Annotated in this window: 24 protein-coding genes and 1 pseudogene; 4 read left to right on the top strand and 21 right to left on the bottom strand. The window is 71.4% G+C overall.

Going from position 1 to position 25407, the window contains the following annotated elements:
* Positions 1–87 precede the first annotated feature (87 nt).
* The 11 genes and pseudogenes from IE142_RS21170 to IE142_RS21125 form a co-directional block, all read right to left on the bottom strand.
* Positions 88–495, bottom strand: coding sequence for a hypothetical protein (locus tag IE142_RS21170; protein WP_370466392.1), 408 nt, complete (start codon positions 493–495; stop codon positions 88–90).
* Between the two features lie 24 nt (positions 496–519).
* A complete protein-coding gene (gene kynU / locus IE142_RS21165; protein ID WP_191887201.1) occupies positions 520–1740 on the bottom strand; it encodes a kynureninase in 1221 nt (406 codons plus the stop codon).
* On the bottom strand, positions 1733–2548 hold the full coding sequence (locus tag IE142_RS21160; RefSeq protein ID WP_191887200.1) for a tryptophan 2,3-dioxygenase: 816 nt from the start codon (positions 2546–2548) through the stop codon (positions 1733–1735). Before IE142_RS21160 ends, kynU begins: the two co-directional genes overlap by 8 nt.
* Positions 2549–2694: 146 nt before the next feature.
* A complete protein-coding gene (locus IE142_RS21155) occupies positions 2695–3108 on the bottom strand; it encodes a DUF3151 domain-containing protein (protein ID WP_043371629.1) in 414 nt (137 codons plus the stop codon).
* 121 nt (positions 3109–3229) lie between these two features.
* Positions 3230–4261 (bottom strand): class II fructose-bisphosphate aldolase, encoded by a 1032-nt coding sequence (gene fbaA / locus IE142_RS21150; RefSeq protein WP_191887199.1) that lies wholly within the window; start codon positions 4259–4261, stop codon positions 3230–3232.
* A 147-nt stretch (positions 4262–4408) separates the two neighbouring features.
* Positions 4409–4957, bottom strand: coding sequence for an orotate phosphoribosyltransferase (pyrE, locus tag IE142_RS21145; RefSeq protein WP_191887198.1), 549 nt, complete (start codon positions 4955–4957; stop codon positions 4409–4411).
* Positions 4958–4967: 10 nt separating this feature from the next.
* Positions 4968–5756, bottom strand: coding sequence for an aldose epimerase family protein (locus IE142_RS21140; RefSeq protein ID WP_191887197.1), 789 nt, complete (start codon positions 5754–5756; stop codon positions 4968–4970).
* 70 nt (positions 5757–5826) lie between these two features.
* Positions 5827–6681, bottom strand: a complete 855-nt coding sequence (locus IE142_RS21135) for an SRPBCC family protein (protein ID WP_191887196.1) — start codon at positions 6679–6681, stop codon at positions 5827–5829.
* A gap of 64 nt (positions 6682–6745) precedes the next feature.
* Positions 6746–6945: pseudogene (locus tag IE142_RS36840) on the bottom strand (response regulator transcription factor); the annotation flags it as partial.
* 58 nt (positions 6946–7003) lie between these two features.
* Positions 7004–8719: a polyamine aminopropyltransferase gene (locus IE142_RS21130; protein ID WP_191887195.1), complete on the bottom strand. Its 1716-nt coding sequence runs from the start codon at positions 8717–8719 to the stop codon at positions 7004–7006.
* A 141-nt stretch (positions 8720–8860) separates the two neighbouring features.
* Positions 8861–9397, bottom strand: a complete 537-nt coding sequence (locus IE142_RS21125; protein ID WP_191887194.1) for a DUF2617 family protein — start codon at positions 9395–9397, stop codon at positions 8861–8863.
* Positions 9398–10257: 860 nt separating this feature from the next.
* On the opposite strand from IE142_RS21125, the gene IE142_RS21120 reads away from it, so the two are divergent.
* Entirely contained in the window at positions 10258–11508 is a 1251-nt protein-coding gene (locus IE142_RS21120) for a pyridoxal phosphate-dependent aminotransferase (RefSeq protein ID WP_191887193.1), read from the top strand.
* Between the two features lie 83 nt (positions 11509–11591).
* On the opposite strand, the gene IE142_RS21115 is transcribed toward IE142_RS21120, so the two are convergent.
* From IE142_RS21115 to IE142_RS21100, 4 genes are all read right to left on the bottom strand, one after another.
* Positions 11592–12128 carry a YbjN domain-containing protein gene (locus tag IE142_RS21115; RefSeq protein ID WP_191887192.1) on the bottom strand — a complete coding sequence of 179 codons (537 nt, stop codon included), beginning with the start codon at positions 12126–12128 and terminating at the stop codon, positions 11592–11594.
* 192 nt (positions 12129–12320) lie between these two features.
* Positions 12321–14921 carry an ATP-dependent chaperone ClpB gene (clpB, locus tag IE142_RS21110; RefSeq protein WP_191887191.1) on the bottom strand — a complete coding sequence of 867 codons (2601 nt, stop codon included), beginning with the start codon at positions 14919–14921 and terminating at the stop codon, positions 12321–12323.
* A gap of 327 nt (positions 14922–15248) precedes the next feature.
* Positions 15249–15584: a Rieske (2Fe-2S) protein gene (locus IE142_RS21105; protein WP_191887190.1), complete on the bottom strand. Its 336-nt coding sequence runs from the start codon at positions 15582–15584 to the stop codon at positions 15249–15251.
* Between the two features lies 1 nt (position 15585).
* On the bottom strand, positions 15586–15750 hold the full coding sequence (locus IE142_RS21100) for a hypothetical protein (protein WP_191887328.1): 165 nt from the start codon (positions 15748–15750) through the stop codon (positions 15586–15588).
* A 128-nt stretch (positions 15751–15878) separates the two neighbouring features.
* On the opposite strand from IE142_RS21100, the gene IE142_RS21095 reads away from it, so the two are divergent.
* Entirely contained in the window at positions 15879–16928 is a 1050-nt protein-coding gene (locus tag IE142_RS21095) for a helix-turn-helix transcriptional regulator (RefSeq protein ID WP_191887189.1), read from the top strand.
* On the top strand, positions 16925–17908 hold the full coding sequence (locus IE142_RS21090) for a helix-turn-helix transcriptional regulator (protein WP_191887188.1): 984 nt from the start codon (positions 16925–16927) through the stop codon (positions 17906–17908). The genes IE142_RS21095 and IE142_RS21090 overlap by 4 nt, the downstream gene beginning before the upstream one ends.
* On the opposite strand, the gene IE142_RS21085 is transcribed toward IE142_RS21090, so the two are convergent.
* Positions 17871–18908 carry a helix-turn-helix transcriptional regulator gene (locus IE142_RS21085; protein ID WP_191887187.1) on the bottom strand — a complete coding sequence of 346 codons (1038 nt, stop codon included), beginning with the start codon at positions 18906–18908 and terminating at the stop codon, positions 17871–17873. The two genes, IE142_RS21090 and IE142_RS21085, sit on opposite strands and share 38 nt — an antisense overlap.
* Before the next feature lie 146 nt (positions 18909–19054).
* Positions 19055–20164 (bottom strand): substrate-binding domain-containing protein, encoded by a 1110-nt coding sequence (locus IE142_RS21080; RefSeq protein ID WP_370466388.1) that lies wholly within the window; start codon positions 20162–20164, stop codon positions 19055–19057.
* 322 nt (positions 20165–20486) lie between these two features.
* Here IE142_RS21080 and IE142_RS21075 point away from each other — a divergent pair, with 322 nt between their 5' ends.
* Positions 20487–21047 carry a hypothetical protein gene (locus tag IE142_RS21075; RefSeq protein ID WP_229830748.1) on the top strand — a complete coding sequence of 187 codons (561 nt, stop codon included), beginning with the start codon at positions 20487–20489 and terminating at the stop codon, positions 21045–21047.
* 83 nt (positions 21048–21130) lie between these two features.
* Here the strand turns inward: IE142_RS21075 and IE142_RS21070 are convergent, their stop codons facing one another.
* The 4 genes from IE142_RS21070 to dnaK are packed head-to-tail and all read right to left on the bottom strand — an operon-like array spanning position 21131 to position 25373.
* Positions 21131–21598, bottom strand: a complete 468-nt coding sequence (locus IE142_RS21070; RefSeq protein ID WP_043371601.1) for a heat shock protein transcriptional repressor HspR — start codon at positions 21596–21598, stop codon at positions 21131–21133.
* Between the two features lie 5 nt (positions 21599–21603).
* Positions 21604–22794 (bottom strand): molecular chaperone DnaJ, encoded by a 1191-nt coding sequence (gene dnaJ, locus IE142_RS21065; protein ID WP_052836527.1) that lies wholly within the window; start codon positions 22792–22794, stop codon positions 21604–21606.
* Between the two features lie 42 nt (positions 22795–22836).
* On the bottom strand, positions 22837–23523 hold the full coding sequence (gene grpE / locus IE142_RS21060) for a nucleotide exchange factor GrpE (RefSeq protein ID WP_043371597.1): 687 nt from the start codon (positions 23521–23523) through the stop codon (positions 22837–22839).
* Entirely contained in the window at positions 23520–25373 is a 1854-nt protein-coding gene (gene dnaK / locus IE142_RS21055; protein WP_191887185.1) for a molecular chaperone DnaK, read from the bottom strand. Before dnaK ends, grpE begins: the two co-directional genes overlap by 4 nt.
* Between the last annotated feature and the right edge of the window lie 34 nt (positions 25374–25407).

The following is a 25407-nucleotide window of genomic DNA, read 5'->3' as shown; positions in this document are numbered from 1 at the left end:
GACGACACGGTCTTGGCGGACCGGAAGTGGGGACTCGGCCGTTGGCGGGACGGTATCAGGCCGGTGACGTGCGCGAACACGGGGTTGTCACGCAGGGTGAGGGACGAACGGTTCGGCGGGCGCCCGAGCGACGAGCGTGGCCCGGCCCGTGAACTCGGGCCGCTCGTACGGCGTCCACCAGGACGTCAGCCCCCACACCCCCATCCCGAGCGCGGCCACGGCCACGAGCGCCGCCGCCCACGCCCGGCCGCCCAGCAGACGCAGGCCCAGGGCCCACGCCACGGCCGGCACGAGCGCACCGCCGAGCGCCACCAGCGGCAGGTCGAAGTACAGCACGCTCAGGTCGCGGTGCTGGTGTCCGAAGCCACCGGTGACGCTGACGCGGGCGAGCGGCGCCCAGGCGTTCAGCGCGGTCGCGGCGCCGACCACGCCGGCGGCCAGGCATCCGACGCAGCCACGGGTCGGGGGATCCACGTCGTCCACGTCCGCGTTCACGCGCCGGAGCCCGCCACCGGTTCCTCAGCCGGTCTCGGCCAGCGTCATTGCCAGCACCCGCGCCGCCCCCTCCACGTCCGCGAAACCGACGTACAGCGGGGTGAAACCGAAGCGCAGGACGTCCGGCGCCCGGAAGTCCCCGACCACCCCGCGCTCGATCAGCCGCTTCATCACCTCGCCCGCGTCGTCACAGCGCAGCGCGACCTGGCTGCCCCGCTCGGCGTGCGCAGCGGGCGTCACGGACTCCACCCGGCCGTCCGGCACGTACTCCCCGACGCAGCGCAGGAAGAAGTCCGACAGCGCCAGGGACTTCGCCCGCACCGCCGCCACCGAGACCCCGTCCTCGTCCCACACGTCCAGCGCCGCCTCCAGGGCGAGCAGGGAGAGGATGTCCGGCGTGCCCACCCGGCCGCGCCGGGCGCCGGACGCCGGCTCGTACCCCGGCCGCATGCCGAAGGGCTCGGTGTGCGAGTTCCAGCCCGGCAGCGGGGAGTCGAAGCGGTTTTGGAGTTCGCGGCGCACGTACAGGTACGCGGGCGAACCGGGGCCGCCGTTGAGGTACTTGTAGGTGCAGCCGACCGCCAGGTCCACGCCGTGCTCGTCGAGCCCGACCGGCAGGGCGCCCGCGCTGTGGCACAGGTCCCAGACGGCGTACGCCCCCGCCGCGTGCACGGCGGCCGTGAGCGCGGGCAGGTCGTGCAGCCGGCCGGTGCGGTAGTCGACGTGGTTGAGGAGCACGGCGGCCGTACGGTCCCCCAGCGCCGACGGCACTTCGGCCGGGGCGACCGGACGCAGGGCGCACCCCGTCATCCGGGCCGCCGACTCGGCGATGTAGCCGTCCGTGGGGAAGGTGGTCGCGTCGACGAGGATCTCGTCCCGCGCGGGAGCGTCCTCCCTCGCCATCCGCACCGCGGCCACCAGCGCCTTGAAGACGTTCACGCTCGTCGAGTCGCCCACGACGATCTGCCCGGCCGCCGCCCCCACCAGCGGGGCGATCCGGTCGCCGATCCGCTCGGGCGCGGTCCACCAGCCGCTCTCCTCCCAGGACCGGATGCGCAGTTCGCCCCACTGGCGGCGCACGACGTCCGCCACGCGGTCGGGGACATGTGCCGGGAGGGCGCCCAGCGAGTTCCCGTCCAGGTACACGACGCCGTCGAGGACGAACCGCTCGCGCAGCTCCGCCAGCCCATCGGCGGCGTCCAGCTCATCCGCGGCACTCTTCAGCTCGGACGAAAGCTCAGACATAGGACCGCGCCGTCCACAGTTCGGGGAACACATTGCCGCGGGCCCGCTTCTCCAGCCAGGCCACCCCGGCGGAGCCGCCCGTTCCCGTCTTGGAGCCCATCGCGCGGCGGGTGGCGACCAGGTGGTCGTTGCGCCATCGCCACACCAGCTCGGCTACGTCGGTGAGGGCCTCGCCGAGGCGGGCCAGCTCACCGTTCTGGTCACCGGAGTAGACGGCCGTCCAGGCGGCCTCCACCTCGGGCGCCGGCTCGTACTTCCGGGTGACGTCGCGCCGGAGCACGGCGTCCGGGATGTCGTACCCGCGCCGCGCCAGCAGCCGGACCACCTCGTCGTACAGGCTCGGCTCGTGCAGCGCCTTCTCCAGCTCGGCGTGGACGCGCGGGGCGCCGCGGTGCGGGACGAGCATGGACGCGGACTTGTCGCCGAGCAGGAACTCGAGGCGGCGGTACATCGCCGACTGGAAGCCGGAACCCTCGCCGAGGGCGCTGCGGTAGGAGTTGAACTGGGCGGGCGTGAGACCCGCGAGCGGCGTCCAGGAGGCGTTCAGCGCCTCCAGCTCCCGCACCGAGCGCTTGAGCGCGTCGGTCGCCGGCTGGATCCGGTCCTCGCGCAGGGCGCGGGCCGCGGTCTCCCACTCGTGGACGATGACGGTGAACCACAGCTCCATGACCTGGGTCGTGACCAGGAAGACCATCTCTCCGGGATCGTCGGAGAGGGTGTGCTGGAGGTGGGTGAGCACGTCCGCCTTGACGTAGTCCTCGTACGGCGTGCTGCCCTCGAAGTCGAGATTCGGGGCGTCGTGGGACATTTCTGTCTCCTGATGGCACTACGGGTAGCGGTCCGCCCTGCCGTTACCGGCACGGGGCCCCGGTCCCCACACGGCATCCTCCGCAATCGTCGCAGGAAACCGCAAGGCCCGCCTGCGCACCGCAGACGGGCCGGCACAACGCGGGGTCAGCCCAGGACCTCGGCCGCCTCCGGCGAGGAGTCCTTCAGGAACTGGCTGCAGCGCTCGTACTCCTCCTTCTCGCCGATCGCCTGCGCGGCGCGGGCGAGGGCGTGCAGGGCGCGCAGGAAGCCGCGGTTCGGCTCGTGCTCCCAGGGCACCGGGCCGTGGCCCTTCCAGCCGCTGCGGCGCAGGGCGTCCAGGCCGCGGTGGTAGCCCGTACGGGCGTACGCGTACGACTCCACGACGCTGCCCCGCTCGAACGCCTCGTCGGCCAGCCGGGCCCAGGCCAGCGAGGACGTCGGGTGCTTGGCGGCGACGTCGGCGGCGGAGGTCCCGCCGGCCAGCAGTTCGCGCGGCCCGGGGTCGTCGGGGAGGTGGGTCGGGGGCGGTCCCCCGAGAAGGTTCTCGTGAATGGCCATGGGGACAAGTCTGCGGCATGCCGGCGGCATACGTACGCGGGCCCGGCACCCCGGGGAAATCCTGGGGGCTGGGCCCGTCGCGGGTGGCTCGGGGCGGTCGGTGCCGACCTCCCCGACGCCCCTACTTGATCTTCTGGCCCGCCGAGCGCAGGTGGCCGCAGGCCTCGACGACGCGCGCGGCCATGCCGGCCTCGGCCAGCTTGCCCCAGGTGCGCGGGTCATAGGTCTTCTTGTTGCCGACCTCGCCGTCGACCTTCAGGACGCCGTCGTAGTTGCTGAACATGTGGTCGGCGACCGGACGCGTGAAGGCGTACTGGGTGTCCGTGTCGATGTTCATCTTGACCACGCCGTTCTCCAGGGCGGTCGCGATCTCCTCGGCGGTGGAGCCGGAGCCGCCGTGGAAGACGAAGTTGAACGGCTTGCTGCCGGCCGGCTGCCCGTACTTCGCGGCGATGCCCTCGTTCAGCTCCTTGAGCAGCTCGGGGCGGAGCACGACGTTGCCCGGCTTGTACACGCCGTGCACGTTGCCGAAGGAGGCGGCGAGCAGGTAGCGGCCCTTCTCGCCCAGGCCGAGGGCCTCGACGGTGCGGATCGCGTCGTCGACCGTCGTGTAGAGGGAGTCGTTGATCTCGTGGGAGACGCCGTCCTCCTCGCCGCCGGTCGGGGTGATCTCGACCTCAAGGATGATCTTGGCGGCGCGGGCGCGCTCCAGCAGCTCCTGGGCGATGGAGAGGTTGTCGGACAGGGTCTCGGCGGAGCCGTCCCACATGTGCGACTGGAACAGCGGGTCACGGCCGGCCTTGACGCGCTCCTCGGAGACCGCCAGCAGCGGACGCACATACCCGTCGAGCTTGTCCTTCGGGCAGTGGTCGGTGTGCAGGGCGACGGTGACGTCGTACTTCTCGGCGACGATGTGCGCGAACTCGGCGAGGGCTACGGCGCCGGTCACCATGTCCTTGTTGTGCTGGCCGCCCAGGAACTCGGCGCCGCCGGTGGAGATCTGGACGATGCCGTCGCTCTCCGCCTCCGCGAAACCGCGCAGGGCCGCGTGCAGCGTCTGGGAGGAGGTCACGTTGATGGCCGGGTAGGCGAACTTCCCCGCCTTCGCCCGGTCCAGCATCTCGTTGTAGACCTCGGGAGTTGCGATGGGCATCTGTCCGCTCCTTGTATGTGCGGGTGGGCGTGGTACGTGCTTAGGCCCTGACCTAGACCATGGGGGGCGACGTCATCGTCGGCCCCATCCTTCCAGACGAACCGGGATACTCCGAGTGGCCGTCCGTCCCCAGGTCCTGGATCGGCCTCAGTCCAGGCCCAGCTCGTCCTTGTCGTACGCGCACCGGTACGGCACCCCCGCGCCCTGCTCGATCTTCTCGGCGGCGCCCGTCGCCCGGTCGACGATCGTGGCGACGGCGACGACCTCGGCGCCCGCCTCGCGCACGGCCTCGACGGCGGTGAGCGGGGAGCCGCCGGTGGTGGAGGTGTCCTCGACGACCAGGACGCGGCGGCCCTTGATGTCCGGGCCCTCGACGCGGCGCTGCAGCCCGTGCGCCTTGGCGGCCTTGCGGACGACGAACGCGTCGAGGCGCTTCCCGCGCGCGGCGGCGGCGTGCAGCATGCTCGCGGCGACCGGGTCAGCGCCCATGGTCAGCCCGCCGACCGCGTCGAAGTCGAGGTCGGCGGTCAGGTCGAGCAACACCTGTCCGACCAGCGGCGCCGCCTCGCCGTCGAGCGTGATGCGGCGCAGGTCGACGTAGTAGTCGGCCTCGAGACCCGAGGAGAGGGTCACCTTGCCGTGCACCACGGCCTTGTCCTTGATCTGCTGCAGCAGCGCGCCGCGTACGTCACTCATGGTGGCCAGCTTAAAGGCGCCGCCAGCTCCAGGTCGTCGTGGCCTCCAGCGGCTCCAGGGGCGTGACCAGGCGCGGGAGGGTGTTCAGGCCGTTGGGCGGGCCGGTCTGCGGCTCCACGCAGACGGCGGCCTCCTGCTCGTCGTAGACCACGGCCCACTGCTCGGGGCTGGTCACCTTCAGCTCCAGCCGGTCCGGCCAGGTCAGGGTGACGTCGACGCCGTCGGGCATGCCGAAGCAGTCGTCCCAGGGGCCCGGCTTCGGGTCGATCCGGCTGCCGGTGGGGAGGTGGTCCTCGCCGCGCTCCTCCTGCCAGGCGGGGTCGAAGCCGATCTCCACGCCGATGCCGTCGAGGGTGCGGTTGAACCAGGGGTGCCAGCCGATCTGCGCGGGAAAGGACGACTCGTACGTCTCGACCGACATGGTCAGCGTCAGGGCGTCCCCGGTGAGGGCGATCACCTGGGTGACCCGGCCGGGGCGCGGCCAGGGGTCGGTGAGGTCGTACGTGAGGACGGCCTCGTCGGCCGTGACGCGGGCGGTGCGCCAGGCGGCGTCGCGGGCGGTGCCGTGGATGGCGTGCGGCGGGGAGTTCAGCGGCATCTGGTGGACGACGGCGCCGTCGCTGAAGCGGCCGTCGCGGATGCGGCCGCACCAGGGGACCATCGGGAAGCAGCCGTAGCGCTCGCCCTGGCGGAGCAGTTCCGTGCCGCCGACGCGCAGCCCGCCGATCCGGCCGCCGTTGCCCGACAGCACGGTCGCCTCCGCGTCACCCGCGGTCAGCGTGATGGGTTCGTTACTCACGCCATGACCCTACTGGGGCGATCAAGGGCGCGCGGGTACGACGGCGGTACGGCAGCGGTCCCGCTCCCGTTCAGCGGCGCCTGCGCAGTGCCCGCCCCACCACGATCGCCGACGCCACGACCAGCGCCGCGGCCGGAACGGCCCAGCGCATGGACATGCCGGTCGCGCCCGCCTGGGGCGCTGGTACGGGGGCGTACCGGCCGCGCGGCGGAGCGTGGTCCACCTCCTCGGCGCTGCGGCCGATCATCGTGCGACGCGCGTGCGCGGCCTCGGCGGGGGGTTCGGGTACTTCCGGGGCGTCCAGGACTTCCGGGACTTCCGGGACTTCCGGGACTTCCGGCTCGCCCGTCGCCCGTGGCTCGTCGTCGGTCCCGGTCTCGTCCGCGAGGGAGGACGGGGGGATCTCGGTGTCGAAGACGGAGACGTGCCCGGCTTCCGGCTCCTGGCCGGGTCGCGGGCCGGAGTGGGGCTCGGACGTCTCCTGCTCGGGCTTCTCCTCCAGCTCCGCCGCCGTGCCCAGGTTCTGCGCGAAGCGGGTCAGCAGCCGGGTCGTCGCCGACGTCACCGCGTCCGCCGGCAGCTCCGTGACCCGCCCGTCCGCCGTGGCCGTCCCGGCGAACACGAGGGTGCAGCCGCCGTCCGCGTCCGCCACCCGGAGCGTGAGCGCGAGCGCGACCGCGCCGGTGCCGCGCGACTCGGTGGCGTCGCCCTCGACGGCGTACGTGCCGTCGTCCCGGGCAGACAGGCGCAGCGTGCCCCGGTAAGTGATGGAGTGGCTGCCGATGCGCACCTTCAGCCGCCCCGCGACGGGCTCGGCACCGGCGTCCTGCTGGAGCCCCGGAACGGCCCGCGCCACCCGGGCGGGGTCGGCCAGCGCCTCCCCGAGCCGCTCGGCCGGAACCGGAACGAACACCTCATGCTCCATGTCACGGCACCCTACCCAGCGGGCGCCCGGTGCACCCCCCGTCGGCACAAAGTCATCCGCCGCCTCACATGGCTCCCGCACCCCCCGGCGTCACCAGTCCCGCCCCGTAGGCGATCCACCACCGCCTGGGCCCTGCTGGTCAGGCCGAGCTCGGTCATCGTACGGTTGAGGCGGGTCTTCACCGTGGCCTCGCTGATGAAGCCGGTCGGCGGCCTCGGCGTTGCTCAGGCCGCGGGCGACCAGCCTCAGGACCTCGGCCTCACGGTCGAGGGCGTCGCGGGCGGTGCGCTTCCCGGCGCAAGGGGGTCACGGGGCGACGGGGTCAGTACCGCGGATGCACCAGCGTCGACGGCGGCAGCCCCGCCGTCCGGGCGCGGGCGGCGGCGCGCGCGTCCCGGGTCAGGGAGCCGGTCGTGAGCGTGTGGGGACGGGGAGCAGCCGGGTCGAGACGCAGTCCGGGGGATCTGCGGGCGGCCAGCAGGAAGCCCCAGTCGCGGGGCGCGTGCCCGGTGGCGGCGGTCGTCCGGTCCGGGCCGGGCGCGTGGCCGGCGTCCCGGGCGACGACGCGGTAGGGGACGGTCCGCAGACCGGCCGCCCGCAGCGTCGCGTCCACCGTCCAGAAGGTCCGGGGGTGTGCCGAGACGGACCCGGCGTGCACGACGAGCCGTCCGCCGGGGGCGAGCACCCGGCGCAGCAGGCCGTAGAACTCCTGCGAGTACAGCTTGGTGCCGGCCGTGATGCCCGGGTCGGGCAGGTCCGAGATCACCACGTCGTACGTCCCGGTGGGCGTCGTGCGCAGCCGCCGGAAGGCGTCGGCCGCGGCGGCGTGGACGCGGGAGTCTCCGTAAGCGTGCTCGTTCAGCGCCGACAGGCCGGGGTCGTGCCGGGCCAGCCGGGTCAGCCCGGGGTCGACTTCGACGACGTCGACGCGGCGCACGTCCGGGTGGCGCAGCACCTCCCGTACGGCGAGGCCGTCGCCGCCGCCGAGGACCAGCACGCGGGCGCGCGCGCCGCTCAAGGCGGGGTGCACCAGCGCCTCGTGGTAGTGCCGCTCGTCGTCGGCGCTGACCCGCAGCCGGCCGTCCAGGAACAGGTCGAGGGGCCGGCCGTCGCTGTCGCCGGTGAGGACCACCTCCTGCACGTCGGTCCGGACGGCCACGCGGACGTCCTGGCCGTAGACGGCGTGCCGGGCGGCGCGTTCGAAGTCGCCGGCGAGGAGGGTCGCGGTGGCGAGGAGGGCGAGGACGACGGCGTTGGCGGTCAGCAGCATCCAGCGGGCCCGGCGGGACATATCCCGCCGGAACAGCCCGAGGACCAGGGCCGCCCCGACCACCGCGTTGACGGTGCCGGTGAGCAGCGCGCCGGTCAGCTGGCCGAGGAAGGGCAGCAGCACGAAGGGGAACGCGAGTCCGCCGACGAGGGCGCCGACGTAGTCCGCGGCGAACAGGTCGGCGACGGCGCCCCCCGCGTCCTGGCGTCGGACCCGCTGGATCAGCTCCATCAGCAGCGGCACCTCGGCGCCGATCAGTACGCCGATGACGAGCGAGAAGGCGACCAGGAGGAAGCGCGGGCCGTCCACCCACAGGCCGCCCCAGCCGCCGGTCCAGGCGAAGACGGCGTACAGCACCATCGCGCTGGAGCCGCCGACGAGGGCGAGGACGGCCTCGACCGCGCCGAAGCCGGCCGCCGCGAAACGGCGCAGCCGCTTGGCCGCGAGCGAACCGAGGCCCATGGCGAAGACCATGACGGACAGGACGACGGACGCCTGGGTGACCGAGTCGCCGATCAGGTACGAGGCGAGGGCGACGAGTTCGAGCTCGTACACGAGCCCGCAGGCGGCGCAGACGAACACACCCGCCAGCACCAGGAACCGCCCGGTGCCCGGACGGACGGGCAGCCGCGCCGGCGCGCCGGTGGCGGGGGACGGGGAGGTGCCGCAGGACGGGGAAGTGCCGGACGAGGAGGGCGTAGCGGGGCCGCCGGAGCCGCCCCAGGACGGCCGGGAGCCGGGTGGGGCGGGCGCGCGCGGTTCGATCACGGAGTGACGTTACGTCACTCTGCGGCTACGCTTCGTCACCCACACGTGTGAATCCGGCGTTCCGTTGGACACCGCAGGTTTACCCCGCCGTCCGCCCGGCTCCCGGGCCGCCACGCCCCCGGCCACCCGGCCCCCGTCCACTCACCCCTCGGACGGGCTGAGCTCCGGCGCCGGCACCCGTACACCCACCCGGGTCCGGGTCGACACCAACTGGCCGTCCTGCGGATACGCGTGCCAGGTCCGCCAGTGCACCTGCCCCTCGTGCCGCTGGGCCAGCAGCGCGGTGAAGGCGTGCGGGCTGCCGGGAAAGACACCGGCCAGGCCGTGCGGGTGGTCGGAGACCAGGGCCAGCAGCTCCTGGGCCCGACCCGCGAAGGAGCCCGGCGTCAGCACCTCCACGCGGGCGGCGAACTCGTACTCCCAGTCACCCACCCGCTTGGCGACGCCGAGCGGAAGGGGGGTACTGCTGCCCGGGATGCACGCCACCGTCTCCGAGCAGCTGCCCCGCTCCTCCTCGAGCAGCACTTGGTGGGAGGCCCCCAGAAGTCTCAACTGCAGTTTGGCGCCCGTCAGTTCGATGTCGAGACTGGCGAGCGCGGGCAAGGGCTCGCGCCCCAGGGCCCAGGCGAGGTCGGCGGCGCGCGTGTCGGTGTAGGCGGTTTTCAGGGTCGTGAGCATGGATCGGCTCCGCAAGCACACAAGGAGAATGAAGTGTGGGGCCTGCGCATCCCGGTCGCAGCCGGGTATGCGGCCCGCTCAGCCCAGTCGGCCGGTCAGGAGGGGGGTCAACAGGTCGTCCGAGGAGCTAAGTTGATGAGGGAGAGCGAATCATGAACCGTGGCGCCGCCACTACGTTTTTACCCAACTTAGTGAGCTTTCCATCCCTCAGGGGGCTCGTCAGCTCAACTGTTCAACCAGGGCGTACGCCCAGCCCGCGCGGCGCGCGCCGGTGTGCGGGAGCGCCCGCCGGGTGTGTATCCCGGCGGGCGCTCGTGTCGGGGGCGGGCCCGGTCCCAGGGTCGGGCCCCGTGGCGGGGATGCGGTTCCCCCTGCGGGAGCTCAGCTGCCCCGTGTCAGCTGCCTCCACCGCATCCTCCGCCGCCCCCTCCCCCGCAGGACGAGCCGCCTCCGCAGGACGACCCGCCACCACAGGAGTGGCTCGCGTGGTGTCCGCCCGAGGACGAGCCGCCGTCCCCGGCCCACCAGCTGTTCCGCCTGCCCCCGCCGGACGGCCGCGAACCGCGGCCCCGCGCCCCGCCGGCGGACGAACCGCTGCGAGCTCCGGCCAGGAGCCCTGCGATCACCAGGGCGGCGAACACGATCAGGATGAGGCCGATGACCATGGCGTCACCCTCCTTCCGATGCCCGGGCTCGCGCCCGGAAAGTCCCCCGAAGCAACCCCCCGTGGGTGCCTCGCTGTCTGCGCCTTGTGCGTACTCGGCGTCGAAGCTCTCGTCGCGTGCACGGGAGATGCCCCCCGCCGCCACGCCCCAAAGCAGAGTTGAGGAAGCTCAGAGCTTCGGCGCAGGATGACCGCCATGACCTCCATGCCCCCCGCGAGTTCCAGCGCCCGCCCCCTCCTCAATCGCCGGCTCGCCGAGTTCGGGACGACGATCTTCGCCGAGATGTCCGCCCTGGCCGTACGCACCGGCGCGATCAACCTGGGCCAGGGCTTCCCGGACACCGACGGCCCCGAGGAGGTCCGGGAGGCCGCCGTACGGGCCCTGCGCGACGGACGCGGCAACCAGTACCCGCCGGGCCCCGGCGTCCCCGAGCTGCGCGCCGCCGTCGCCGCCCACCAGCACCGCCGCTACGGCCTGTCCTACGACCCCGACACCGAGGTCCTGGTCACCGCCGGCGCCACGGAGGCCATCGCCGCCTCGCTGCTGGCCCTGCTGGAGCCCGGCGACGAGGTCGTCGCGCTGGAGCCGTACTACGACTCGTACGCGGCCTGCATCGCCATGGCGGGCGGCACCCGCGTACCGGTGACCCTGCGCCCGCACGAGGGTGCGTTCCGGCTGGACCTCGACGAGCTGCGCGACGCGGTCACCGACCGCACCCGCCTGCTGCTGCTGAACACCCCGCACAACCCGACGGGCACGGTCCTCAGCCGCGCCGAACTGTCGGCGGTCGCCGAGCTCGCCGTCGAACGGGACCTGCTGGTGGTCACCGACGAGGTCTACGAGCACCTGGTCTTCGACGAGGCCGAGCACGTTCCGCTCGCGTCCTTCCCCGGCATGCGCGAGCGCACGGCGACCATCGGGTCGGCCGGCAAGACGTTCTCGTTCACCGGCTGGAAGGTCGGCTGGATCACCGCCGCTCCCGCCCTGCTCACGGCGGTCCGCTCGGCCAAGCAGTACCTGACGTACGTGTCGGCCGGCCCCTTCCAGTACGCGATCGCCGAGGCCCTCGCCCTCCCCGACTCCTACTTCACCGCCTACCGTCAGGACATGCGGGCCAAGCGGGACCTGCTGGCGGCGGGGCTGGAGGAGGCGGGTTTCGGCGTCTACCGTCCCGCCGGGACGTACTTCGTCACCACCGACATCCGCCCCCTGGGCGAGGAGGACGGCTTCGCCTTCTGCCGCGCGCTGCCGGAGCGGGCGGGCGTCGTCGCCGTCCCCAACGCGGTCTTCTACGACCACCGGGAGGCGGGCGCGCCCTTCGTCCGGTTCGCGTTCTGCAAGAGGGCCGCGGTGCTGGAGGACGCGGTCGGCCGGCTGAAGGCGCTGGGGGCCGGGCGGCCTGAACGCGGCTTGCCCGCGGCCCTGACGGGTCCTGATGGGTCCTGACGGGTCCTGAACGGCGAGAGCCCCGGCCCGGACGGTGACCGTCCGGGCCGGGGCTCTTCCCGCGTCTGTACGGACGGAGCCGACTACTCGTCGCCCTCGTCCTTCGGCTTCTCCGCCTCGTCGACGTCCTGCTCCAGGCCGAGCTGCTCCACGAGCCACCGGTCGAACTCGATGGCGGCGCGCACCCAGCTGACCGTCGAGGAGACGAAGTGCTCCAGGCTGACGCCCATGCCGATCAGCATCTGCGCCTCGCCGATCAGGCGGACCGTACCGTCGTCGTGGGTGTGGGAGTACACCTTCGGCCACAGGGTGCGGCGGTTCCAGTCGTCGATCGACTCCAGCAGCTGCGGCTTCTCGTCGATCTGGTGGGGCCGGTCGTAGAACGTCCGCACCGAGAAGACCTGCTGGTCACCCTCGCCGCGGAACATGAAGTACGTACGGAACTGCTCCCACGGCGCCGCGAGGTCGCCCTCGTCGTCGACGACGTACTTGAGCTCCATCTGTTCGAGGAGCTGCTTCACAAGATCCTGATCCGGGACGACGGGGCCCGCCGGTCCTTGGGGCTGCGGCTCGGGCTGCTGGCCCCCGAAGTTCGGAATCGAGGACGGGTCGATGCTCACCGTGTATTTCCCTTCGTACGGATCTGGTCATCCTCCCCCATGCGGGGAGGGGGGTGGCAAGCCCGCCGGGGGCCTGTCAGCCCCTGGCTGACTCGATCCGGCCGGTCGGGTGCCTTCAGGGGCCGCCATGTGACGTACAGCGGCCCGCTGCCCACTGGGTGTGACGGACCGCGCGTACGGCACGGGCCGGGGCTACAGCGTCTTGCCGCCCACCGCGGGGCCCACGATCAGGTCCTCGCCGAAGCGGTCCACGCGGACCGTGTCGCCGTCCTTGATCTCGCCGGAGAGGATCTCCCGGGCGAGCCGGTCGCCGATGGCGGTCTGCACCAGGCGGCGCAGCGGCCGGGCTCCGTAGGCCGGGTCCATGCCCTCGTCGGCCAGCCAGGCCAGGGCGTCGTCGGTGACGTGCAGGGTGAGGCGGCGCTCGGCGAGGCGCCGGGCGAGCGCGTCGATCTGGAGCCGCGCGATCCGGCTCAGCTCCTCCTTGTTCAGCGCGGAGAAGACCACGAGGTCGTCGAGCCGGTTGAGGAACTCCGGCTTGAAGGACGCCCGGACCACCTCCAGGACCTGCTCCTTCTTCTCGGTCTCGCTGGACACGGGGTCGACCAGGTACTGGCTGCCCAGGTTGGAGGTCAGCACCAGGATGGTGTTGCGGAAGTCGACCGTCCGGCCCTGTCCGTCGGTCAGCCGACCGTCGTCCAGCACCTGGAGCAGGATGTCGAAGACCTCGGGGTGCGCCTTCTCCACCTCGTCCAGCAGCACGACGGAGTACGGCCGCCGCCGCACCGCCTCCGTGAGCTGGCCGCCCTCCTCGTACCCGACGTATCCGGGCGGGGCACCGACCAGCCGGGCGACGCTGTGCTTCTCGCTGTACTCCGACATGTCGATGCGGACCATCGCCCTCTCGTCGTCGAAGAGGAAGTCGGCGAGCGCCTTGGCCAGCTCGGTCTTGCCGACACCGGTCGGTCCGAGGAAGAGGAACGAACCGGTCGGGCGGTCCGGGTCGGCGATCCCGGCCCTGCTGCGCCGTACGGCGTCGGACACGGCCCGCACGGCCTCGGTCTGCCCGATGAGCCGGTTGCCGAGCTCGTCCTCCATCCGCAGCAGCTTCTGCGTCTCGCCCTCCATCAGCCGCCCGGCGGGGATGCCGGTCCAGGAGGCGACGACGTCGGCGATGTCGTCGGCGCCGACCTCCTCCTTGACCATGGTGTCCCTGGCGACCTCCTCCTCGGCCTCGGAGGCGGCCTCCAGGTCGCGCTCCAGGGTCGGGATCTCGCCGTACAGCAGCTTGGAGGCGGTGTCGAAGTCGCCGTCGCGCTGGGCCCGCTCGGCCTGCCCGCGCAATTCGTCGAGCTTCTCCTTCAGTTCACCGACCCGGTTGAGGGACTGCTTCTCCTTCTCCCAGCGGGCGGTGAGGCCGCGCAGCTCCTCCTCCTTGTCGGCGAGGTCGCGCCGCAGCCGCTCCAGGCGCTCGAGGGAGGCGGCGTCGGTCTCCTTGCCGATCGCCAGCTCCTCCATCTTCAGCCGGTCGACGGCACGCTGGAGCTCGTCGATCTCGACGGGCGAGGAGTCGATCTCCATGCGCAGCCGGGAGGCGGCCTCGTCGACGAGGTCGATGGCCTTGTCGGGCAGGAAGCGGGAGGTGATGTACCGGTCGGACAGACTCGCGGCGGCCACCAGGGCACTGTCCGCGATCTGCACCTTGTGGTGCGCCTCGTACCGCCCCTTGAGCCCGCGCAGGATGGCGATCGAGTCCTCGACGGTCGGCTCGGCGACCAGCACCTGCTGGAAGCGCCGCTCCAGGGCGGGGTCCTTCTCGATCCGCTCCCGGTACTCGTCGAGGGTGGTTGCGCCCACCATGCGCAGCTCACCGCGGGCGAGCATGGGCTTCAGCATGTTCCCGGCGTCCATGGCGGAGTCCCCGCCGGCGCCGGCCCCCACCACGGTGTGCAGCTCGTCGATGAAGGTGATGATCTGCCCGTCGGAGTCCTTGATCTCGGCGAGGACGGTCTTCAGCCGCTCCTCGAACTCCCCCCGGTACTTCGCCCCGGCGACCATGGCGCCGAGGTCCAGCGCGACCAGCCGCTTGTTCTTCAGCGACTCCGGCACGTCCCCCTTGACGATGCGCTGGGCGAGCCCCTCCACGACGGCGGTCTTGCCGACACCCGGCTCACCGATGAGAACGGGGTTGTTCTTGGTCCGCCGGCTGAGCACCTGCACGACCCGCCGGATCTCCTGGTCCCGCCCGATGACGGGGTCGAGCCTGCCCTCCCGGGCGGACGCGGTGAGGTCGGTGCCGAACTTCTCCAGTGCCTTGTACTGGCCCTCGGGGTCCGCGGTGGTCACGCGGCGCCCTCCCCTCGCCTTGCGGAAGGCCTCCTGCAGCTTCTTCGCACTGGCTCCCTGCCCCTCCAGTACCTCACCGGCCGCGCCGCCCTTCGCGGCGATGCCGAGGAGCAGGTGCTCGGTGGAGAGGTACTCGTCCCCGAGATCCTTGGCGCGGGCCTGGGCGTCGGCGACCACGGCGAGCATCTCACGGTTGGGCTGCGGGGGAGCGACCGTGGCCCCGGTGACGCTGGGCAGCCCGGCGAGGATGCGCTCGGCGCCGGAGCGCACGGCGGCGAGGTCGGCCTCGACGGCGGCGAGCAGATCGGTGATGTTCTCGTTGTCCTGCCCCTGGAGCAGGGCCAGGAGCAGGTGGGCGGGGGTGAGGTCGGCGTGCCCCTCGGTCACGGCCCGGTTGCTGGCCGCGTTGATCGCGTCCCGGCTCCGGTTGGTCAGCTCGGCGTCCACGTTCTGGCTCTCCTCCTAGCGTCGGCCGTGGCGGTCGGCCGTGTCTCCCAGTGCTGACTCATCCAACGTACACAAAATTGAGTCTATTCCACTCAAGGCCGGTCGGCGGGGCCCCGTCCGGGTGGCACCAGGTTCCCGGCCCGCCGGCCTCCTCGCGCGGTGGGACCCTCCGCGACAGCCTTTTCGGCCACGTCGAGGAGGGGAGCGATACACGGTGATACCGCGAAATGTCCGCACACACGACAGCGGCGTCACCGTGTTCAGGTCACGGTGACGCCGCTGCCGGGGGGAAGCACCTGAGCGATCTGTTACGACGGGGGAATCGCGTCAGGCACTGCGGGAGGTGGCCGAGATGGTCCTCACTTCGGAACCCTCCGGCTGCGCGAGCCGGTGGTCCCTCTGGTCCAGGTTCACAAAGATCATTCCGTACCGGATGGCACACCGCACGGGCTGCGGCGCCCCGCGAGGCCGCCGCAGGCACCGGTACGCCCTCACGTCACCGTCCTCGTCCAGCGTGACGACGACCGGCTCGCCGAAGACGGTCACCATCAGGGAGTCACCGGGGTGGGGGATCGCGGTGACCAGGTCGATGAAGTGCCAGCCGGAGCGGTAGGCGGTGGCCATCTCTCGACGGAAGGAGCGGTCGTCAGGTGGCGTCGTCATGTCACGACCACACCGTGTCGTCCGTTACGGCAGTCGTGCCCTCGCCGGCCGGCGTGACGGTCACCTCGACTGACTCGACACCGTTCGCTCGCTCATCACCCTGCGCAGCAACGAGGCCATTCAGCGCTCCGAAGGCCACGACGGCGGAGAAGGCGGCGACAAGCACCGAGCGAAGCATTCTCTTAGGCATAGTCGGCTTCGTCCTCACTTGAAGGTCCCCTCTTCCCCCGTCGGATAAGACGATGGCTCATATAGGCACGTCATGGCCACACGATCGGTGCATCATGTTCCTGCATGTTCAGGACCCTGGGGGGTGGAGATTTGACAACGAATCGGACTAATGAGGCACATGCCCACGGGATCACTGAACTGTGCGAGGAAGGAGGGCGTGTCTACGCCCACGCGCTGCGCACCGGGCGAATCGCCCGTGCGGAGACGAGCCGCGCTCCGTGCCTCATAGACCTGGCCCTCCTGCATCCCGACCCCGACGACGCGGAATGGCTGCGTCCCGTCCCCCCGTCGATCGCTCTGTCGCAGCGGCTCAATCCGATCGAACGTGAAATCGCGGACCGCCGCCGGACGTCGATCGAACTGGCGGAAGCATTCGAGCCGTTCATGACGCTCAGTGCCCAGGGGACGGCTCCGATCCACTCGATCACGGTGCTGGAAGGCCTGGACCGCATCAACTCGGCACTCGACCTGGCCACTACGCAGTGCAAGAACGAAGTACTGACCGTCCAGCCCAGTGCTCGCCATCCGGAGCGGCGGCTCGTGGAAGGCATGGAGCGCGACAAGACGTTGACCGAGCGCGGCGTGCGCATCAGGACTCTTTACCAGCACACGGCCCGGTACAGCGCCGAACGACTGGCCTACGTGGACCGGTTCTCCAACGGCAAAGCGGAGTACCGGACCATCGACGAGCTGGTCGAGCGCCTCATCATCTGCGACGACACGGTCGCGTTCATCCCTGTTCGCGATGACCGGCAGGTGGCACTGGAGATCCGCCACCCGGGCCTCGTCGCTTATCTGATCAAAGTCTTCGAGTTCATGTGGGGCCGCGCCGTTCCGCTGAGCGCCGGCGCCCCGTACGAAACCGCTCCCGACGGCATCACCGACATCCAGCACTCCATAGCCAAGCTCCTCGTGGAGGGCCACGTCGACGAGGCCATCGCCCGCCGTCTGGGCATGAACGTGCGTACGTGCCGGGCCCACATCGCGAAACTGGCGACGGCCCTGGGGAGCGGCAGCCGCGCCCAGCTCGGCTACCTCATAGCCCAGTCGGGAATCCTGGAGCAGGAGCAGGAGCAGGAGCAGGAAGGGCCGGCAGTGGAAGCCCACTCATGACGGACGGGACGCACCGGCACAAGGACGAGGAACTGTGCGAGGCGGGGCTCACTCTCTACTCCCGCGCTCTGCGCGAGGGCCACGTGGACAGCGCCGCGGCCACTGCGGCGCCTTGCCTGATCGACATCGGCCTCCTGCACCCGGCCGTCGACAACGTCGACCGGTTGGAACCGATCACACCGGCCGTCGCCCTGCAACGGCTGCTGCGCACGTCGGACGAGCGCATAGCCCGCGAGCGGCGGCGTGGCGAACGCCTGGCGGACGTCTTCGAACCCCTCATGCGCCTCGGCACGAGCACCGCGGCGAACGAGGACACCCCGTCCCTCAGGATCCTCAGTGGCAAAGAGCGCACGGGCCAGGCCATCGAGGAAGCGATGGCCGAGGGCAGGCACGAGCTGCTGGCGATCCAGCCCCTTGATTCGAAGGTCACCAAGCGTCCCGACATCCTCGAAGGAGCCATCAAGCGGGACCAGGCCTTCCTCGACCGCGGCGCCCGCATCCGCGCCCTGTACCAGCACACCGCGCGCCACGCCCCCTGCGCACGCGCCCGCTACGAGCACCTGACCGGCGACGTGGAAGCCCGCACCCTCGACGAGGTCACCGACCGCCTCATCATCGTCGACCGCACCGTCGCCTTCATCCCCGCCAACGCCGACCGCTCACTCGCCCTCGAAGTCCGCCACCCCGCGCTCATCGCCTACTTCATCAACACCTTCGACCGCTTCTGGCACCTCGCCACCCCCATGCACCCCCGAGCCGTCCAACCACCCACCCTCAACGGCATCACGCCCCGCCAACGCGCCATAGCCGCCCTCCTCATCAAGGGCCACACCGACAACGTCATCGCCGAACGCCTCGGCATGAACGTCCGCACCGCCCGCGTCCACATCGCCAAACTCGCCGCCACCCTCGGCAGCGAGAGCCGGGCCCAGCTCGGCTACCTCATCGGGCAGTCGGGAATCCTCGATCCGGAAGGGTGACGGGCGCGGGCGTGCTGCGCGGGGAGCCGTCCAGGCCGACCTGGGCGATCCGCACCCCCAACTGCGTCCGGCTGGCCGCGCCCAACGTCTCCGAGAGGCGGGCGATGTGCGCGCGAGCCGTGCGGACGCTGATGCCGAGGCGTTCGGCGATCACCGCGTCCTGGTGGCCCTCCGCCAGCAGCGCCGCGATGGACTGCTCGCGGTGGGAGATGCCCTCGATGCCCGTGTCCGGGAGCGGCGCGGTCAGCGGGATCGCCAGGCGCCACAGGCGTTCGAAGACCGTCACCAGGTACGCGACCAGCGCGGGATGGCGCAGTTCCAGCGCCATCGTGCGGTCCGTGTTCGCCGGTACGAAGGCCACCGTCCGGTCGAAGAGGATGAGCCGGTCGATCACCTCGTCCAGCGTCCGCGCCTCCACCGCGTCGCCCATCAGCTCCAGGTAGTTGAGCAGGCCCTGCCCGTGCCGGGCGACGTGCGTGTACAGGTCCCGCATCCGCACCCCGCGCCCGCGCAGCGCCAGCGCCCGGTGCAGGCCCTCGGAGAGTTCCGCCTCACGCCGGATGCCGCCGGGCTGCACGGTCAGGACCTCCGCCGTGCAGGCCTGCGTCGCCTCGTCCATCGCGGCCTGGATGCGGGACAGGCCGTCGAGGACCCGGATCGCGGTGCCCTCCGTGCCGGCGGGCGGCGCGGCCCGCCCGCCCAGGCCCGCGTACCACTCGAAGGCCTCCACCGCCGAGCCCACCCGGCGCTGGCTCGCGCTGACCTCGTCGTAGACCCCGCGCAGCAGCCGGGTCATGACCTCCTGCGGAGAGGTCGGCACCAGCCAGTCCATGTCGTCGGGGTCCGGATGCAGCAGGGCCAGTTCGAGGAGGCAGGGGACGGGCTCGGCGTCCCGGCGCGACACCCGGCCACGTCGTACGGCCCGGGAGTACACGCGGTCCCCGGCCGCGCACAGCCGGTCGGCACCGTGTGGATGCTCCTGAGCCCCGTGCCCGGCCATCACCCGTCCCACCCCCGGTATCCGGCTGTTTCCGCAGCGCAACTATGCGCGGCCGGGACCGGGTCCGCAACACGGCTGAGTACGGGACGACGGCCCGGACGCGTCCGGTACGACGGGTTCACCGGACGCCGACGGGACGCGTTCGGCTACTTCAGCCCGATCTCCGCGCACTCCGCCTGGTACTTGGCGGTACAGATGTCGGAGACCTTGTAGAAGCCGTCCGCGACGACCGTGTCCTCGATGTTGTTTTGGGTCAGGGCGACGACGGGGACCAGCTGGGCGGGGATGCCCTTGTGGGTGGGGCTGTCGACCCTCTCGCGGGCGAGGGCGTCGAACTGGATGTCCCGGCCCTGGACGCGGGCCACGGCCATCTCCGCGGCGCTCTCCGCCTCCTGCGGGTAGGACTTGTACACGCTCATGTACTGCTCGCCGGTGACGATCCGCTGCACCGCCGACAGTTCCGCGTCCTGGCCGGTGACCGGCGGCAGGTCGGTGACGCCCGCGTCCTCCAGGGCCTTGATGACGCCGCCGGCCATGCCGTCGTTGGCGGAGTAGACGCCCGCGATGTTGTTCTTGCCGATCTTCTCGATCGCCTCGTTCATGTTCGCCTCGGCGTTCTCCGGCTTCCAGTCCTTGGTGTCGAAGGACTGGGCGATCGTCACCTTGCCGTTCAGCTCGGACAGCGCACCGGCCTTGAACTGCTTGGCGTTGGGGTCGGTGGGAGAGCCGTTCATCATGACGATCTTGTCGGAGCTGTCGGAGTCGGCGCCGAGCGCCTCCACGAGGGAGCGGCCCTGTACCTCGCCCACCAGCTCGTTGTCGAAGGAGATGTACGCGTCGATCGGACCCTCGGCCAGCCGGTCGTAGGCGATGACCGGGATGCCGGCGTCCTTGGCCTTCTGCACGCTGTCCCCGATGGCCTTCGCGTCGACCGCGTCCAGGACGATGACGTCGACCCTGTCGTCGACCATCTGCTGCATCTGGTCGGCCTGCTTGGACGAGCTCGCCTCGGCGTTGGCGTACTTGACGTTGCCCTCGTCCTTGGTGAGCTCGGCGACCTTCGCCTTGAAGAAGGGGTAGTCGAACTGCTCGTAGCGGGTGTTCGCCTTCTCCGGGAGGAGGAGCCCCACGGTGATGTCGTTGCCCTTGGTCGGGCTGGCCTCGTCACTGCTCTCCGAGGCTCCGAGCGTGCCGCAGCCGGCGAGCATGAGGGACATGGAGGTGGCGGCCACGGATATGGCGGTACGACGACGCATGCGAGGGCTCACTTCAGGTGCGATTCGGGACGTGGGCACAGCAGTGCGGCCCATGTGACTGAAAAGCCAACGCTTTGGCCACCATCGGCGTCAAGGGGATCCACTTAACGAGATGGGCACAGTGCGTTCCGCCGCACTCACGGAGACGCCGCGGCCGTGGTGCGGAGATCCGACGGAGGCACGCGCACCTGCCGATCACGCCCCCCGCACGTCTGCGCGCGCGGCCGCGGGGCGAAACGGGCTGCACGGAAACGAAGGGTCGCGCGGACGCGTCTGACGGGTCGATCACAAGTCCGAACCGCACAGTCGAGGAATCGAACGCATGGGGCAGGACACCGACACCCACGACATCGAGGGCGCGGAGGAGCGGCCGGTGAGGGAATCCGTCGTCGAGGACGGCCGCTTCGGCACCGTCACCGTCCGCCTGGACACCGCCCTGGGCGGGGTGACCGTCGAGGGCGGCGCCGTGCCCCGGGTCGAGTTGCACCGCGCCGAGGGGGCGGGGATCGACGCCCACGTCCCCGTCGGCACCCGGGACGGAAGCCGGCTCACCCTGACCGTCGACGGTCAGGAGGCCGTGCCGGTCCCGTCGAAGGGGCGGCTGACCCGGCGCTCGTTCGCCGTCGACGTCCGGTACGCGGGCCGCGCCTGGCGCTTGGTGCCCGACTCCGTGGCGGGCAGCCGTCTGCTGCGCGACGGGGAGCACGTCGGGGACTTCTGCTCGCAGGGCGACGGCCGGGTGCCGGCCGAGTGGCGTGAGGGCGCGGAGCCCGAGGCGCTGGACGCGGCCCTCGGGTACGCGCCGGCCGCCGCGTTCGGCACCAGCGCCCAACCCATGTGGATGCCGGTCGTCGACGCGGTCGGCGACACAGTCCCCGGCTGACGTCCCGCGCCGGCCCACCGCGCACGCGAAGGGGCCCGGGGTTCGCGCACGAACTCCCGGGCCCCTTCGACGACGAACCGGCGTCAGTCCGACTGCTGCCGCTTGGGGCGCCACACCACCAGCGCGCTGGTCTGCTGGACCTCCTGGTAGGGGACCAGGTCACGGCGGTACGAGGCGTGCACCGCCGCCTCGCGCTGACGCATCGCCGTGGCGGCGCCGTCGAGGGCGTCCTGCATCTCGGCCAGGCGCGCCTGGAGCGCGGCGACCTGGTTCTCCAGTTCGATGATGCGCTTGATGCCGGCCAGGTTGATGCCCTCGTCCTGCGACAACTGCTGAACCTGCCGGAGCAGTTCGATGTCGCGGGCCGAGTAGCGCCGGCCGCGCCCGGCCGTGCGGTCCGGGGAGACCAGGCCGAGGCGGTCGTACTGGCGCAGGGTCTGCGGGTGCAGTCCGGAGAGCTGGGCGGCGACCGAGATGACGTAGACCGGGGTGTCCTCGGTCAGTTCGTACGGTGAGAAACCCCCGCGCCGGGGGGGACGACGGCCGTCCATCTCGATCAAGCTCCCTTCGCGGCCTGGAACAGCTCCGCCCGCGGATCCTCGTCCGCGGTCGCCTCGCGATACGCCTCGAGCGCGTCACGAGCCTTCCCCGTCAGGTCCTTCGGAACACTCACCTCCACGGTGACCAGAAGGTCGCCGCGAGTGCCGTCCTTGCGGACCGCGCCCTTGCCCCGGGCGCGCATCGTGCGGCCGTTGGGCGTGCCCGCCGGCAGCTTCAGCGTGACGGGCGGGCCGCCGAGGGTCGGGACCCGGACCTCGCCGCCGAGGGCCGCCTCGGCGTACGTCACCGGGACGGTGACGGTGAGGTTGTCGCCCCGGCGTCCGAAGACGGGGTGCTCCTTGACGTGCACGACCACGTAGAGGTCGCCCGCCGGACCGCCCCGCTCGCCCGGTGTGCCCTTGCCGCGCAGCCGGATGCGCTGCCCGTCGGAGACCCCGGCCGGGATGCGGACCTGCATCGTCCGGGAGGACTTGGCGCGTCCGGAGCCCTTGCAGACGTCGCAGGGGTCCTCGGCGATCAGGCCGCGGCCCTTGCAGTCGGGGCACGGGTCGGTGAGCGAGAAGCCGCCGCCCGAGCCCCGGGCGACCTGCCCGGTGCCGACGCAGGTCGGGCACACGCGGGGCGTGCCGTTCTTGTCGCCGGTGCCCGAACAGGCCTTGCAGGGTGCCTGCGAGGACATCCGCAGCGGGACCGTGGCGCCCTCGATGGCCTCCGTGAAGCTGAGGGTCACCTCGGACTCGATGTCCTGGCCGCGCCGCGGCTGGGTCCGCGTGCCGGTGCCGGGACCGCCGCCGGTGCGGTTGAACAGGCCGCCGAAGACGTCGCCGAGTCCGCCGCCGAAGCCGCCGGCACCCTGGCCCCCGCCCTGGGCGCCGCCTCCGAAGAGATCGCCCAGGTCGAAGTTGAAGGTGCCGCCGCCCGCGCCCGGCCCCGGACGGAAGCCGCCGTTGCCGAAGAGGGCGCGGGCCTCGTCGTACTCCTTGCGCTTCTTGGGGTCACCGAGGATGTCGTTGGCCTCGGAGATCTCCTTGAAGCGCTCCTCCGCCTTGACGTTTCCCTTGTTGGCGTCCGGGTGGTTCTCGCGGGCGAGCTTCCGGTACGCCTTCTTGATCTCGGCCTCGGTGGCGTCCTTGGGGACGCCGAGAACCTTGTAGTAGTCCTTCTCGATGAAGTCCTTGGTACTCATCCCCGACGTCCCTCCTCTCGCGCCTTATCCGTCATGTCGAGCTCAGCCCTCGTCCGGGCCACCGCTCTCCTTGGTGCCGCCGTTACCCGCGTTGTCCGCGGAGTCGGAGCCGTCCTCGGCCTCGGCGCCCTCCTCGGCCGGCTTGACCGTCTGGGCGCCCGGCTGCGGCTCGGCGACCGCCACCCGCGCGGGGCGGATGGTGCGCTCGCCGATCCGGTACCCGGGCTGCAGGATCGCCACGCACGTCGTCTCCGTGACGTCCGGTGCGTAGGAGTGCATCAGGGCCTCGTGGATCGTCGGGTCGAAGGGCTCGCCCTCCTTGCCGAACTGCTGGAGGCCCAGCTTGGCGACCGTGGTCTCCAGCGACTCCGCGACGGACTTGAAACCGCCGACCAGCTCGCCGTGTTCACGGGCGCGGCCGACGTCGTCGAGCACGGGAAGCAGCTCGGACAGGAGGTTCGCGACGGCGACCTCCTTGACCGCGACGCGGTCCCGCTCCACCCGGCGGCGGTAGTTCTGGTACTCGGCCTGGAGTCGCTGGAGGTCGGCCGTGCGCTCATTGAGCGCCGTGCGCGTCTGGTCCAGCTGGGCCACCAGGCCAGCGTTCTCGCTCGCGTCCCCGGCCGGGGCCGCCCCCTCTTCGGAGGCGGCCTGCGGCTCGGCGTCTTCGGGGGTGGCGCCGGAGGGGACGTCGGGCTTCTCGTCGAAGCCCGGGGTCTCCTCCGTCACGCGGCACCGTCCTTGCGCTCGTCGTCCACGATCTCGGCGTCGACGACGTCGTCGTCGGCCTTGTCACCGGCCTGGGCACCCGCGCCCGGGGCCTCGCCCCCGGCGGCCTGCGCGCCCTGGGCGTCGGTGTACATGGCCTGGCCCAGCTTCTGCGAGACGGCGGCGACCTTCTCGGTGGCGGTGCGGATCTCGGCGGTGTCCTCGCCCTTGAGCTTCTCCTTCAGCTCGGCGACGGCGGACTCGACCTCGGTCTTCACCTCGCCCGGGACCTTGTCCTCGTTGTCCTTGAGGAACTTCTCCGTCTGGTAGACGAGCTGCTCGCCCTGGTTGCGGGACTCGGCGGCCTCGCGGCGGGCGTGGTCCTCCTCCGCGTACTTCTCGGCCTCCTGGCGCATCCGGTCGACCTCGTCCTTCGGCAGCGAGGAGCCGCCGGTGACGGTCATCTTCTGCTCCTTGCCGGTGCCGAGGTCCTTCGCCGTGACGTGCATGATGCCGTTGGCGTCGATGTCGAAGGCGACCTCGATCTGCGGGACGCCGCGGGGCGCCGGGGGCAGACCGGTCAGTTCGAACATGCCGAGCTTCTTGTTGTACGCCGCGATCTCGCGCTCGCCCTGGTAGACCTGGATCTGCACGGAGGGCTGGTTGTCCTCGGCGGTGGTGAAGATCTCCGAGCGCTTCGTCGGGATCGTCGTGTTCCGCTCGATCAGCTTGGTCATGATGCCGCCCTTGGTCTCGATACCGAGGGACAGCGGGGTGACGTCGAGGAGCAGGACGTCCTTGACCTCGCCCTTGAGGACACCGGCCTGCAGGGCGGCGCCGATGGCGACGACCTCGTCCGGGTTGACGCCCTTGTTGGCGTCCTTGCCGCCGGTCAGCTCCTTGACGAGCTCGGCGACGGCGGGCATCCGGGTCGAGCCGCCGACGAGAACGACGTGGTCGATCTCGGACAGCTGGATGCCGGCGTCCTTGATGACGTTGTGGAACGGCGTCTTGCAGCGCTCCAGCAGGTCGGCGGTCAACTGCTGGAACTGGGCGCGCGTGAGCTTCTCGTCCAGGTGCAGCGGACCCTCGGCGGAGGCCGTGATGTAGGGCAGGTTGATCGAGGTCTCGGTGGACGAGGACAGCTCGATCTTCGCCTTCTCGGCGGCCTCACGCAGGCGCTGCAGCGCCATCTTGTCCTTGGAGAGGTCCACGCCGTGACCGGACTGGAACTGCTTGACCAGGTAGTCGACGACGCGCTGGTCCCAGTCGTCACCGCCGAGGTGGTTGTCACCGTTGGTGGCCTTCACCTCGACGACACCGTCGCCGATCTCCAGCAGCGAGACGTCGAAGGTACCGCCACCGAGGTCGAAGACGAGGATGATCTGCTCGTCCTTGTCCAGGCCGTACGCCAGGGCGGCGGCCGTCGGCTCGTTGACGATGCGCAGGACGTTGAGGCCCGCGATCTCACCGGCCTCCTTGGTGGCCTGACGCTCGGCGTCGTTGAAGTACGCGGGGACGGTGATGACCGCGTCGGTCACCTTCTCGCCCAGGTAGGACTCGGCGTCCCGCTTCAGCTTCTGCAGCACGAAGGCGCTGATCTGCTGCGGGTTGAAGTCCTTGCCGTCCAGGTTGATCTTCCAGTCGGTGCCCATGTGGCGCTTGACCGACCGGATGGTCCTGTCGACGTTCGTGACCGCCTGGCGCTTGGCCACCTCGCCGACCAGCACCTCACCGTTCTTGGCGAAGGCGACGACGGACGGCGTGGTCCTGGCGCCCTCGGCGTTGGTGATGACGGTGGGCTCGCCGCCCTCCAGAACGCTGACGACGGAGTTAGTCGTGCCCAGGTCGATGCCGACCGCACGTGCCATGGTGAATAACCTCCAGCTGACTTGAGTGGAACAG

The organism is Streptomyces mutabilis, assembly GCF_014649815.1.
GTDB classification, from domain to species: domain Bacteria; phylum Actinomycetota; class Actinomycetes; order Streptomycetales; family Streptomycetaceae; genus Streptomyces; species Streptomyces mutabilis.
The sequence above is the reverse complement of the archived record's forward strand: the minus strand, read 5'-3'. Positions and strand labels throughout refer to the sequence as shown.

Excerpts from the sequence above, each read along its gene's own strand:
- IE142_RS21155 (WP_043371629.1), bottom strand. The coding sequence starts at position 3,108 with ATGGCCATTCACGAGAACCTTCTCGGGGGACCGCCCCCGACCCACCTC.
- dnaK (WP_191887185.1), bottom strand. The coding sequence starts at position 25,373 with ATGGCACGTGCGGTCGGCATCGACCTGGGCACGACTAACTCCGTCGTC.
- IE142_RS21075 (WP_229830748.1), top strand. The coding sequence starts at position 20,487 with ATGGGGCAGGACACCGACACCCACGACATCGAGGGCGCGGAGGAGCGG.
- pyrE (WP_191887198.1), bottom strand. The coding sequence starts at position 4,957 with ATGAGTGACGTACGCGGCGCGCTGCTGCAGCAGATCAAGGACAAGGCC.
- IE142_RS21160 (WP_191887200.1), bottom strand. The coding sequence starts at position 2,548 with ATGTCCCACGACGCCCCGAATCTCGACTTCGAGGGCAGCACGCCGTAC.
- dnaJ (WP_052836527.1), bottom strand. The coding sequence starts at position 22,794 with ATGAGTACCAAGGACTTCATCGAGAAGGACTACTACAAGGTTCTCGGC.
- IE142_RS21080 (WP_370466388.1), bottom strand. The coding sequence starts at position 20,164 with ATGCGTCGTCGTACCGCCATATCCGTGGCCGCCACCTCCATGTCCCTC.
- kynU (WP_191887201.1), bottom strand. The coding sequence starts at position 1,740 with ATGTCTGAGCTTTCGTCCGAGCTGAAGAGTGCCGCGGATGAGCTGGAC.
- IE142_RS21090 (WP_191887188.1), top strand. The coding sequence starts at position 16,925 with ATGACGGACGGGACGCACCGGCACAAGGACGAGGAACTGTGCGAGGCG.
- IE142_RS21135 (WP_191887196.1), bottom strand. The coding sequence starts at position 6,681 with ATGGAGCATGAGGTGTTCGTTCCGGTTCCGGCCGAGCGGCTCGGGGAG.
- IE142_RS21095 (WP_191887189.1), top strand. The coding sequence starts at position 15,879 with ATGTTCAGGACCCTGGGGGGTGGAGATTTGACAACGAATCGGACTAAT.
- fbaA (WP_191887199.1), bottom strand. The coding sequence starts at position 4,261 with ATGCCCATCGCAACTCCCGAGGTCTACAACGAGATGCTGGACCGGGCG.
- IE142_RS21125 (WP_191887194.1), bottom strand. The coding sequence starts at position 9,397 with ATGCTCACGACCCTGAAAACCGCCTACACCGACACGCGCGCCGCCGAC.
- IE142_RS21120 (WP_191887193.1), top strand. The coding sequence starts at position 10,258 with ATGACCTCCATGCCCCCCGCGAGTTCCAGCGCCCGCCCCCTCCTCAAT.
- IE142_RS21085 (WP_191887187.1), bottom strand. The coding sequence starts at position 18,908 with ATGGCCGGGCACGGGGCTCAGGAGCATCCACACGGTGCCGACCGGCTG.
- IE142_RS21070 (WP_043371601.1), bottom strand. The coding sequence starts at position 21,598 with ATGGACGGCCGTCGTCCCCCCCGGCGCGGGGGTTTCTCACCGTACGAA.
- IE142_RS21105 (WP_191887190.1), bottom strand. The coding sequence starts at position 15,584 with ATGACGACGCCACCTGACGACCGCTCCTTCCGTCGAGAGATGGCCACC.